Origin of the sequence: Mesorhizobium sp. M0663 (genome assembly GCF_040320585.1) — a bacterium.
GTDB lineage: Bacteria > Pseudomonadota > Alphaproteobacteria > Rhizobiales > Rhizobiaceae > Mesorhizobium.
The window spans coordinates 554,972-566,694 of record NZ_JAMYPX010000003.1 but is presented as its reverse complement, the minus strand read 5'-3'; the positions used below and the strand labels follow the sequence as shown (position 1 = coordinate 566,694).

Here is an 11,723-nt window from a genome sequence, read left to right as displayed (position 1 = left end):
TTCCAATTCTTATCGTCTTCCCGCTCTCAGGCTGCGCTGTGCTGCGGCCCGCCCGCTACCTCGGCCAGCAGACGCTCGAGATCGACATCGGTATTGCGGTGCTCGCCGACGATCGTCTGCTCCGACATCACCAGGATGCGATCGGCCGTTTCCAGGGCTTCGTCGAGTTCGGTGACGAACAGCAGCGTCGCGCGGCCGTGGGCGCTGGTCCGCAGCTTCGCGGCGATATCGCGTCTGGCCGAGATGTCCACACCTTGAAACGGCTCGTCGAGGATGAAAAGCCTTGCCGCCTGCGACATCCAGCGGGCGACCATCACCTTCTGCTGATTGCCACCGGAAAGCGACGCCATCTCGTCCCTCTCGGAGCGGCAGACGATGCCCAACTCCTGGATCTGCTGGCGGGCAATGGCGCGTTCGATACGGCGCTTGAGGACGCCGAGACGCGACATGCGGCTGTGGAACGGCAGGCTGATATTCTCCTGGATGTTGAAGTCGCCGACGATGCCGTTTTCGCCCCGGTCCTTGGCGACGAGAAACACACCGGCGGCAATCGCTTCGCCGGTCGATGCCGGAGCATAAGGTTTCCCGTTCAGCACCATGGTCCCGGCCAGCGGCTGGCGCAGGCCGAACAGCGTCTCGGCGAGCGCGGTCTTGCCGACACCGACAAGGCCGGTGATGGCAACGACCTCGCCATCGCCGAGCGTCAGCGAGATCGGCCTGGCGCCTTCAGCAATCCGCAGCGCGTCGGCAGTGAAAATTGCTTTGGCCGAATTCCTGGCGACGATCCGCTCGAGCTGGATCTTACGGCCGAGCATGGCATTGACCGCACCTTCGTAATCCAGCGGCTTCTTGTCAAATATGCCTGAGATGACCCCATCACGCATCGAAATGATGCGATCGGCAAGCCGCCTGATGTCAGACATACGGTGCGAAATGTAGAGGATGGCCACGCCTTGCTGGCGAAGCCGGTCGAGCAGCGCGAACAGCCGGTCGGCTTCGGCACTGGAAAGTGAGGAGGTCGGCTCGTCTAGGATCAGCACTTTCGGCCGGTGCGCCATGGCGCGGGCGATCGCCACCATCTGGCGGTCGGCCAGAGAGAGATCGCTGATCCGGGCCTTGAGGTCGATGGCCAGTCCCATGCGGTCGGCCACCGCCTTTGCCTCGCGACGCACCCGGCCTGGATTGAACAGGGTCGGCACGCCGCTGCCGCTCAACCTGTCGAGGGTAAGATTGGTGGCGACGTCAAGGTCGGCGACGACACCGTCATTAATGTTCTGGTGGACGGTGACGACGCCGGCGCGGATCGCCTCCGCCGGCGTTTTCGGGTCGAACTCATGACCGGCAAGCGACATCGAGCCGCCGCCATGGTCGTAGACGCCACTGATGATCTTGACGAGGGTGGATTTGCCGGCGCCGTTGGCGCCCATCAGCACGGTCACTTCGCCGGCATGCAATTCGAGCGAGACGCCGCCAAGCACCTCGATATGGCCAAAGGATTTCCTCAGGCCGTCGACGCGGAACACGGCATCATTGCCCATTCGTTCCTCCCTGACCATGACGCTATGGGCTATATCGGCAATTGTCAACACGATTGACAATTGCCAGCAGGCTTCCTAGCTTGGCCCGACCGCGTTGGCTCCGCTATCATCGGAGCACATGAGCGGGAGGTGAGGATGACTGGGAAATCGCCGTTCGAAGCACTGTCGGTCGAGACACTGGCGGGCCGTCTCGGTGCCAACGAGCCCCTGTGTTCGCAGATCGGCAAGGATACGAGCCAGTGGAAGGTTCGTGAAGTCGGCGATGGCAATCTGAACCTGGTGTTCATCGTCGAGGGTGCTGAGGGTGCGGCCGTCGTCAAGCAGGCCCTGCCCTACGTCCGGCTGGTCGGCGACAGCTGGCCGCTGCCGCTAAAACGCTCCTTCTTCGAATACCATGCGCTGACGCGGCAACAGGCGCGGGCGCCGGGTTCGGTGCCCGATATCTATCACTTCGACGAAGGCCAGGCGCTGATCATCATGGAGTATCTGTCGCCGCACATTATCCTGCGGCGGGCGCTGATCGAAGGCCGGCAATTGCCCAACATCGCGACAGACATCGGCTTGTTCATGGCCCGCACGTTGTTTCGCGGCTCCGACCTGCATATGGCGACCAAGGACCGCAAGGCCGATCTGGCACTGTTCGCCGACAATGTCGAACTCTGCGACATCACCGAGAACCTGGTTTTCTCGGATCCGTATTTCGATGCCAAGATGAACCAGCACACCAGCCCGCAGCTCGATGGCATTGTCGCCGAGCTGCGCGCCGACCGCGACCTCAAGGTCGAGGCGCAGCGCATGAAGCACATCTTCGCTGCCAATGCCGAGACGCTGCTGCATGGCGACCTGCATTCCGGCTCGATCATGGTCACCGACATCGAAACGAGGATGATCGACCCCGAATTCGCCTTCTACGGGCCGATCGCCTTCGACGTCGGCATGCTGCTCGCCAATTTCTGGATGGCGTTCTTCTCGCAGCGCGGCCATGAACAGGACGGAAGCCGCGACGCCATGCGTGACTATCTGCTCGGCGTTACGGTCGAGACATGGTCGGTGTTTCGCGCCGAGTTCTCGCATCTGTGGCGAACCGAGCGTACCGGCATGCTCTACCAGAAGAGCCTGTTCGAAGATCAGGGCGACAGGCTTGGCGCCGAGCAGGCGCTAGACCACATGCTGCATTCGATCTGGACCGATCTGCTCGGCTTTGCCGGCGTCGAGGTTCACCGGCGAATTCTCGGCCTTGCCCACAATGCCGATTTCGAGACCATTGCCGATCCGGATCTGCGCGCCAGATGTGAGGCAAAGGCGCTGAAATTCGGCCGTCACCTCGCCGTCAACCGGCGCCAGATCCACAGCATCGACGAGGTCAACCGGTTGGCCGCGCTGATCGAACGGGAGAGCAGGATTTGAACGTCGGCGACCGCCACTACCGCACCATCTGGCCGAGTGACGACGGGCGTTCGGTGGAGATCATCGACCAGCGCTGGCTGCCGCATGATTTCCGCATCGAAAAGATCGATTCCGTCGCCGGCATCGCCACGGCAATCCGCGACATGTGGGTGCGCGGGGCGCCCCTGATCGGCGTCACCGCGGCCTATGGCGTCGCCATGCAGATGGCCGACGATCCGTCGGATGCAGCACTCGACGCCGTCTGGGCAACCTTGCACGAAACGCGCCCGACGGCGATCAATTTGCGCTGGGCGCTGAACGAAATGCAACGCTTCCTGCTGACGCTTCCACTGGCAGAACGTGCCGCGGCTGCCTATCGGCGTGCCGGCGAGATCGCCGACGAGGATGTCGGCCTCAACCGCGCCATCGGCGCCCATGGGCTCGAAATCATCAAGGCGATCGCGGCGCGCAAGCAGCCGGGCGAACCGGTCAATATCCTGACCCACTGCAACGCCGGGTGGCTGGCCACGGTCGACTACGGCACCGCCACCGCGCCGATCTATCTGGCGACGGAAGCCGGCATTCCAGTCCATGTCTATGTCGACGAAACACGACCCCGCAACCAGGGTGCCCAATTGACCGCCTGGGAGATGGCCGGCCACGGCGTGCCGCATACGCTGATCGTCGACAATGCCGGCGGCCATCTGATGCAGCGCGGCCAGATCGACATGGTCGTCGTCGGCACCGACAGGACCACCGCCGACGGCGATGTCTGCAATAAGATCGGTACCTATCTCAAGGCGCTCGCCGCCGACGACAACGACGTGCCGTTCTATGTCGCGCTGCCGTCGCCGACGATCGACTGGACCGTGGGCGACGGGCTGGCCGACATCCCGATCGAACAGCGCTCGCCCGACGAGGTCTCACTGGTCTGGGGCAAGACCGCTTCCGGCGAGATCGCCCAGGTCCGCGTATCGCCGGAAGCCACGCCGGCGGCCAATCCGGCCTTCGACGTGACGCCGGCGCGGCTGGTCACCGGCTTGATCACCGAACGCGGTGTCGCTACGGCCTCGCGCGAAGGCCTGAGGGCGATGTTTCCCGAGCGCGGATGATCCGCTTTGCCGAGAGGGCGCTCCGGATTTGCCTGATCTCACGATTTCTTGAACACGGCACGGTTAAAAACGCCCGTTGCCTGTCCCACATGGACGGCCGTATGCGTAGCGGCGGGGCGGCGCCCAATGCTCGAAGCCGGGGTTGCCCACGGCTCGGCGAGTGAACCAGCGGGATACCGCGATGTCATTCAGACCGTTGCTTGGTGACGGACGGGTTCGGAGCCAGGACGAGAAGTCGGAGCCCCTGCAAACCGCGTCATGGGTCAGCTCCTCGATCGTCTTCGACAACCGGCGGTGGGCGTGCCGGGAGGCGGAGCTCCGCTGGACAGCCCCTCATCATCTGATCGTGCTGACCGAAGAAGGCGGCACGTCCCATACATCCATCCGGCACGAGGCACGATCCCTTTACGACGGAATGGACCGTCCCGGAGCCCTCACCTTCGTCCCGGCAGGCGCGGAACGACAGGGCTTCTATCGCGATGTAAACCTCTCCTATTCAGCCCTGTGGATCGATCCCGATATCGGGCTTCCCGGATGCGAACGCCTGAGGAACCTGCCTATACTGGTAAACAAGAAAGACGCGGTCGTCGCCACGCTCTTGAGTTCGCTTCGTGACGAGATGGCACTCGGCCACAAGCCAGACACTGCCTATGTCGAGTATCTGGTCGCCCTCGTCAGTCTCCGCGTGGCCAACCTGAGCCGGGAGCAACCGCGGTTTGTACGTCACGGCTGTCTCAGCCGCCGGGCACTTGGTCGCGTTCGGGATTACATCGATGCGCATATGAATTCCGACATTTCGCTAAGCGAGCTGGCAGCCGCCGCGGGCATGGCCGTCGACAGTTTTGCGCGTCGCTTCAAGGCGACGACCGGCCTTGCACCCTACGCCTATGTGATCGAGGAACGGGTGCGGCGAGCGGAGGCGCTGCTGCGCGAAACGGGTTTGTCGATCGGTGTCATTGCCTTTCGGCTCGGCTTCTCAAGCCAGAGCCACTTCACCACGACCTTCCGACGGCTGAGGGGCATGACGCCTCGTGCCTATCGGGTGAATTCTTCTCCAGAATCCTGATAGTGCCGCCGGTTTCTTGAAAGAAAGCCGCCGCCCGCACTCCCACCTCCAGTGTCGTTGGGTGACAGAACCCGAGGGTTCGCTCGGGTCAAGTTGCCGTCTGCGCTTCATTGCGACTGGGAGATCATGCATGGCCAAAACGGACAACAGGAGCGGGCCGACGCGTCGGATGGTATTGGAAGGCGGTGTTGCGACCGGGGTGCTCCTGGCTACCGGACTACCGGTTGACGCCGAGCCGGCCGAGACCGTCACGGCGGCTGCGTCGACCTCACCGGTACCGACGATGACGATGTCGTCACGGATCAACGCGAAGGATCTTGCCATCGAGCTCGACCCGCGGACGACGCTGCTCGACGCCCTGCGCAACCATCTCGGCCTCACCGGCTCGAAGAAGGGCTGCGACCACGGCCAGTGCGGCGCATGCACGGTGCTCGTCGATGGGCGCCGGATCAATTCCTGCCTGACGCTTGCCGCAATGCATGAAGGCGACGAGATCACCACGGTCGAGGGCCTTGCCGAGGGTGACCGGCTGCATCCGGTCCAGGCCGCCTTCGTCGCCCGCGACGGTTTCCAGTGCGGCTACTGTACGCCAGGCCAGATCTGCTCGGCGGTTGGCATGCTGGGCGAGGCGCGGGCCGGCTGGCCAAGCCATGCGAGCGCCGACGTGGCAGCGGCTTCCGTCGCTCTCACCGATGCCGAGATCCGCGAGCGGATGAGCGGCAACATCTGCCGTTGCGCCGCCTATCCGAACATTGTCGCTGCAATCCGCGACGCGGCAGAGGAGGCATGAGCAATGCAGTCCTTCACTTACGAACGTGCGACGAGTGCTGAGCAGGCGGCGGCCGCGGTTGCGGCCCGGCCGGACGCCAAGTTCATCAGCGGCGGCACCAACCTGCTCGACCTGATGAAGCTCGAGATCGAGCGCCCAGCGCATCTCGTCGATATCAGCCGGCTGCCGCTTGATCGGATCGAGGAGACGGCGGAAGGCGGGCTTCGGGTCGGCGCCCAGGTCCGCAATAGCGATCTTGCCGCCGACCCGCGGGTAAGGTCGCACTATCCGATGCTCACGCAAGCGCTGCTGGCGGGAGCGTCCGGCCAGATACGCAACAAGGCCTCGACCAGCGGCAATCTCCTGCAGCGCACGCGCTGCCCCTACTTCTATGACCGCAACATGCCCTGCAACAAGCGCCAGCCGGGTTCGGGCTGCGCGGCGCTTCAAGGCTTCAATCGCATGCACGCCGTACTCGGCGCGAGCGAAGCCTGCATCGCGGTCCATCCCTCCGACATGGCGGTCGCCATGTCCGGGCTCGAAGCCAGGATCGAGACCGTCTCGCCCGGCGGCGAGACCCGTACGATCCCGATCGGCGATTTCCATCGATTGCCCGAGGCGACGCCCCAGGTGGAGACCGTGCTCGGCCACGGCGAAATAGTCGTCGCGGTTGCCCTGCCGCCGCTGCCACCCGGCCGACAGCTTTACCGCAAGGTGCGCGACCGTGCTTCCTACGCCTTCGCGCTGGTGTCCGTGGCAGCAATCGTCGAGAAAAGCGGCGACCGTATCCGAAGCGCTCGAATCGCCATGGGCGGCGTGGCAGCGAAGCCCTGGCGCGCGACGGAGGCGGAGCGCACGCTCGCAGGAGCGTCGGCGTCCGACGGTGCCTTTATCGACGCGGCCGAAGCAGCGCTCGCCGGAGCTGTCGGGCATGGCGCCAATGATTTCAAGATCCCGCTGGCGAAACGGACGATGCGGCACACGCTCGCTGCTGCCGTCGAGAGTGCGTGAGGTGACACGATGACAGAGACGACGACCCCGAACAGCGGTTCCCAGATGCAGGCGACGAGCAGGAGATCGATATGAAACTCACGCGACGCGCCGTTGCCGCCGCGGGTGGCGGCCTTTTTGTTTCTGCCGCCGCAGCTTGGGGCGCCACATCCGACCCGGGAGCTCGTCACGGGCTCGAGGCCGCCGTCGACGCCTTCTTTGCCGGCTGGGCCTCTGGCGACTGGACGGCATTCCTTGATTGTTGCGATGAGACGATGACCTTCCAATTCCCTGTCGGCGAGCAACGAGGCCGACACGGACCGCCGGAAGGCAAGCGGGCACTCGCAGCCTGGACCGCCGCGCATCAAGCGCAGGGAAACAGGATCACGAAATCGACCGTCGATCTCAAGCTCTTCGCCGCCGACTGGGTCATCGTCTGCGACCGCGGGAGCGGGACAATCGGCGGCGCGCCCTACACTGGCCTGCATGCGATCCTCATGCGGGCCGGCCCGACAGGGAGGCTGGTCGAATTTCGCGAGTATTTCGGCGAGATCGCCGCGTGAGCTCCGGCCGCCGCGCGACGAACATAAAGGTGCGAGGAAGCGGCGTCGTCGCGGCCTCGATGCTTCCGAACTCCAGATGAAAAATCTTTAGGTGACTTATGAACGAGACCATACCCGGACTGCCCGGCTCCGCCACCCATTCAAGGGTGAAACCTCGTCCCGATGCTGGCATCATCGGGCGGCCGATCGACCGCATCGACGGTCCGCTCAAAGTGACGGGCGGCGCCACATACGCTTACGAGAATGAGCTGGATGGTACAGCCTATGGCTACATTCTCGGCGCCTCCGTCGCCAAGGGCCGCATCGCCGAGATCGACACGGCCGATGCCGAACGGGCGCCGGCAGTGCTGCTCGTCATGACGAACCGCAATGCGCCGGCCCAGCCGGATTTCGGCCCAACGGTCACGCCAACGGTGCCGGAGGTCTTCACGCGCCCCCGGCCCGCGCTCAACAGTGATCGGGTACGGTATTACGACGAGCCGGTCGCGCTGGTCGTTGCGGAGACGTTCGAGGCGGCGCGCGCTGCTGCGGGCCTCATCAGAGTACGCTACGACGAGGAGCCGGGCCTCTACGATCTACCGGGACATATCGCCGACGCCTACGCGCCAAAGCGGACCAATGCCGGCTTCGAGACCGACAGCGTGGTCGGCGACTTCGAGCGCGCCTTTGCGACGGCGCCGATCAAGATCGATTCCACTTACGGGACCCCCTTCGAACATCACAATCCGATGGAGCCGCATGCGACGCTTGCTGCCTGGTCAGGCAACGAGCTGACGATCCGTACATCGGCGCAGACCCTCGCGAACTTCCGGGCCGGGGTCGCCAGCACGCTTCGCATCCCGCTCGAGCGAGTGCGCATCGTCAGCCCCTTCATCGGCGGAGGCTTCGGTTCCAAGCTGATTGCCCATGCCGACACGATCCTGGCCGCACTTGCAGCGCAGGTGCTGCAGCGCCCCGTGAAGATCGCGCTGACGCGACAACAGATGTTCGCCAATGCCGGTCATCGCGCAGAGATGGTCCAACAGGTACGTCTCGGCGCGGACACTGACGGGCGGCTCACCGGGATCGCGCACGATGTCTGGTCCGCAACGTCCAGCTTCGAGGAGTACTGCGAACAAACGGCAGTTTTTGCGCGCTCGCTCTACGCGGCGCCGAACCGTCTCACCCGCCATCGCCTGGTTCCGCTGGACATCAACCGCGGCGAATGGATGCGCTCGCCCGGCGAAGCGCCCGGCATGCTGGCTTTCGAATGCGCCATGGATGAGCTCGCCGAGCGCGCCGGTCTGGACCCGATCGAACTCAGGATCCGCAACGAACCGGCACAGGATCCCGAGCGCGGCGTGCCGTTCTCCACCCGCAATCTCGTCGCCTGCATGGAGGAAGGCGCCCGCCGTTTCGGCTGGGAGCGGAGAAACCCGACACCGGGCCGAACTCGGGAGGGCCGCAAGCTTATCGGCCACGGCATGGCGGCGGCGATCCGTCCGAACTATATCGGCGCGGCGACGGCGCGGGTTGCGATCGACCGGGACGGTCGGGTGACGGCGCGGCTCGACATGACCGATATTGGGACCGGCACCTATACGATCCTGACCCAGATTGCCGCCGAGAGCCTCGGCCTGCCGATCTCGTCCGTCAAGGTGGAGCTCGGCGACAGCCGCTTCCCGCGTACCGCCGGCTCCGGCGGGTCCTGGGGCGCAGCAAGCGCGGGTTCGGCCTTGTATAATGCGTGCAACGTCCTCAAGGAACGGATCCTGGAGGCGGCGCAGTCGAACGAAGCCTCGCCGTTGCGCGGCGCGAACGCCACCGAGGCAAGCTTTGCCGACGGCGAGGTCAGGGTCGGCCAGCGATCGGCGAGCCTGGCCGATCTTATCCGAGGGATCTCTCCCGACGGGCTCGAAGCCGAAGGCTCCGTAGCCGCGGGCGCCACCACCCAGTCATACAAGACCTATTCGCAGCATTCCTATGGCGCGCATTTCGCAGAGGTCGCTGTCGATTGCGATACCGGTGAAATCCGCATGCGCCGGATGCTGGCTGTGATCGGCGCGGGCCGTATCCTCAACGCCAAGACCGCGCGCTCGCAAATCATCGGCGGCATGACCTGGGGGATCGGTGCAGCGCTGATGGAGCAGACGGTGCTCGACCCGCGCTACGGCCACTTCGTCAATCACGATCTTGCCGAGTATCATGTGCCGGTCAATGGCGATGTCCCCGATATGGAGGTCGCCTTCCTCGAGGAAGACGACGACAAGGCCAACCCGCTTGGCGCAAAGGGTCTCGGCGAGCTCGGCGTGTGCGGTGCGGGGGCTGCTGTCGCCAACGCCGTTTACAACGCGGCCGGCGTGCGAGTGCGTGAATTTCCCATCACCTTGGACAAGGTGCTGCCTGCCTTACCTGTGATCGCCATTTGACGCTCTCCTCCCTCGCCCTCAACGGTGACCAGGTCGAAACGGATCGCTATTTCTGCGCCATCGATGACGACGCCGGTGGTTGACAGCGCTTTCCGGCCCTTCCATACAAACGCCGTCAATGTTCTCAGGGCGGGGTGAAAGTCCCCACCGGCGGTAAGGGTCTCGGCCCAAGCCCGCGAGCGCTTTCCGGTTAGCCGGAGGGGTCAGCAGATCCGGTGTGATTCCGGAGCCGACGGTCACAGTCCGGATGGAAGAGAACGAAATGGAAGACGGTCCGCTTTCGCGGTTCGGACTCCCTATCGTGCGTCCTGATTCTGGTTCGAAACGGAAGGATGGACCCATGAATCAGCATTCCCACAACGACTATGAAACGATCCGCGTTGCCGTCATTCGCGCGCGTTGGCATGCCGATATCGTCGACCAATGCGTTGAAGCATTCGAGGCGGAACTGGCGGTTCTCGGAGAGAAACGCTTTGCCGTCGATGTCTTCGATGTGCCTGGCGCTTATGAGATTCCCCTGCATGCAAAGACGCTTGCCGTGACCGGCCGCTATGCCGCTATCCTCGGCGCCGCGTTCGTCGTCAATGGCGGCATCTACCGGCACGAGTTTGTTGCAAGCGCGGTCATCGACGGCATGATGAATGTGCAATTGTCGACTGGCGTGCCGGTGCTTTCGGCGGTGCTGACGCCGCACAACTACCATGACAGCGCGGACCATCACCGCTTCTTCTTCGAGCATTTCAAGGTCAAGGGCAAAGAGGCGGCCAGTGCCTGCGTGCAACTGCTGGCAGCACGCGAACACATCGCGGCGTGAAACCTCCACCGCCGGGTGGAAATCCCGGTAAGGCGCTGTAGTATCTCACGAAGCAGGAGGATGCCGGTGCAGACCAAGAAGATCATCAATGACGGCAATCGCTCCGTCGACGAGATGCTGGAGGGTATTCTGGCCGCGCATCCGCGCCACCTCAGAAGCGTGGACGGCAGTCCGCGCGCCATTATCGCCCGCGACGGACCGCGCCCAGACAAGGTCGGCCTTGTCATCGGCGGCGGCTCGGGCCATGAGCCGACCTTCCTCGGCTTCGTCGGCAAGGGGCTGGCCGACGCCGCCGCGATCGGCAATGTCTTCGCCTCGCCGCCGCCGGACCCGATCCTCGAATGCGCCAAGGCGGCCAGCGGTGGCGCCGGCGTGCTGTTCATGTACGGCAACTATGCCGGCGACGTGATGAACTTCGACATGGCCGCCGAAATGGCGGCAATGGACGACATCGAGGTGCGTACCGTGCTGACCACCGACGATGTCGCCTCGGCGCCACGCGACCAGAGGCAGAAGCGACGCGGCGTCGCCGGCAATTTCTTCATCTTCAAGGCCGCCGGTGCCGCATGCGACCAGATGCTGTCATTCGATGAATGCGAGCGTATCGCCAGGAAGGCCAACGATCACACCTTCACCATGGGCGTGGCGCTGTCGCCCTGCTCGTTGCCGCAGACCCGCCGGCCCAATTTCGAGATCGGACCGGACGAGATGGAGATCGGCATGGGCATCCATGGCGAGCCAGGCATCGCGCGCGGAAAATTGAAAACCGCCGACGAGATCACAGACGAGATGCTGGACAATATCCTCGACGAGATGGCGCCGGTGCGCGGCGACAAGGTCGCGGTGCTGGTCGATTCGCTCGGCTCGACGCCGCTGATGGAACTCTACATCATGAACCGGCGGGTCAAGCAGAGGCTCGACGAGATCGGCGTTTCCGTCCACGCGACCTGGGTCGGCAATTACTGCACCTCTCTCGAAATGGCCGGCGCCTCGGTGACGCTGATGCATCTCGACGGCGAGTTGCAGGCGATGCTCGACCATCCTTGCGACTGCGCCATGTTCCGCGCCGGCTGAGAA

General features: G+C 64.2%; 10 protein-coding genes and 1 riboswitch. Of the genes, 9 read left to right on the top strand and 1 reads right to left on the bottom strand.

Annotation, left to right across the window (positions count from 1 at the left end; all coding sequences use genetic code 11):
• Positions 1-26: 26 nt before the first annotated feature.
• Positions 27-1,538, bottom strand: a complete 1,512-nt coding sequence (locus NKI54_RS09250) for a sugar ABC transporter ATP-binding protein (protein WP_352691256.1) — start codon at positions 1,536-1,538, stop codon at positions 27-29.
• 135 nt (positions 1,539-1,673) lie between these two features.
• Between NKI54_RS09250 and mtnK the strand changes: the two genes are divergently transcribed.
• From mtnK to NKI54_RS09205, 9 genes are all read left to right on the top strand, one after another.
• Entirely contained in the window at positions 1,674-2,945 is a 1,272-nt protein-coding gene (mtnK, locus tag NKI54_RS09245; RefSeq protein WP_023676005.1) for an S-methyl-5-thioribose kinase, read from the top strand.
• A complete protein-coding gene (gene mtnA / locus NKI54_RS09240; protein WP_352569351.1) occupies positions 2,942-4,036 on the top strand; it encodes an S-methyl-5-thioribose-1-phosphate isomerase in 1,095 nt (364 codons plus the stop codon). The genes mtnK and mtnA overlap by 4 nt, the downstream gene beginning before the upstream one ends.
• Before the next feature lie 181 nt (positions 4,037-4,217).
• Positions 4,218-5,102: a helix-turn-helix domain-containing protein gene (locus NKI54_RS09235; protein WP_352575589.1), complete on the top strand. Its 885-nt coding sequence runs from the start codon at positions 4,218-4,220 to the stop codon at positions 5,100-5,102.
• Positions 5,103-5,232: 130 nt separating this feature from the next.
• Positions 5,233-5,892, top strand: coding sequence for a 2Fe-2S iron-sulfur cluster-binding protein (locus NKI54_RS09230; protein ID WP_352691253.1), 660 nt, complete (start codon positions 5,233-5,235; stop codon positions 5,890-5,892).
• Between the two features lie 3 nt (positions 5,893-5,895).
• Positions 5,896-6,882 (top strand): FAD binding domain-containing protein, encoded by a 987-nt coding sequence (locus NKI54_RS09225; RefSeq protein ID WP_352691251.1) that lies wholly within the window; start codon positions 5,896-5,898, stop codon positions 6,880-6,882.
• A 71-nt stretch (positions 6,883-6,953) separates the two neighbouring features.
• Positions 6,954-7,424, top strand: a complete 471-nt coding sequence (locus NKI54_RS09220) for a nuclear transport factor 2 family protein (RefSeq protein WP_352691249.1) — start codon at positions 6,954-6,956, stop codon at positions 7,422-7,424.
• A gap of 98 nt (positions 7,425-7,522) precedes the next feature.
• A complete protein-coding gene (locus NKI54_RS09215; RefSeq protein WP_352691247.1) occupies positions 7,523-9,832 on the top strand; it encodes a xanthine dehydrogenase family protein molybdopterin-binding subunit in 2,310 nt (769 codons plus the stop codon).
• Positions 9,833-9,948: 116 nt separating this feature from the next.
• Positions 9,949-10,095: riboswitch (FMN riboswitch) on the top strand.
• Positions 10,096-10,172: 77 nt separating this feature from the next.
• Complete coding sequence (locus NKI54_RS09210) at positions 10,173-10,646, top strand: 6,7-dimethyl-8-ribityllumazine synthase (RefSeq protein ID WP_023676012.1); 474 nt, start codon at positions 10,173-10,175, stop codon at positions 10,644-10,646.
• 66 nt (positions 10,647-10,712) lie between these two features.
• Positions 10,713-11,720, top strand: coding sequence for a dihydroxyacetone kinase subunit DhaK (locus tag NKI54_RS09205; RefSeq protein ID WP_352691244.1), 1,008 nt, complete (start codon positions 10,713-10,715; stop codon positions 11,718-11,720).
• Positions 11,721-11,723 lie beyond the last annotated feature (3 nt).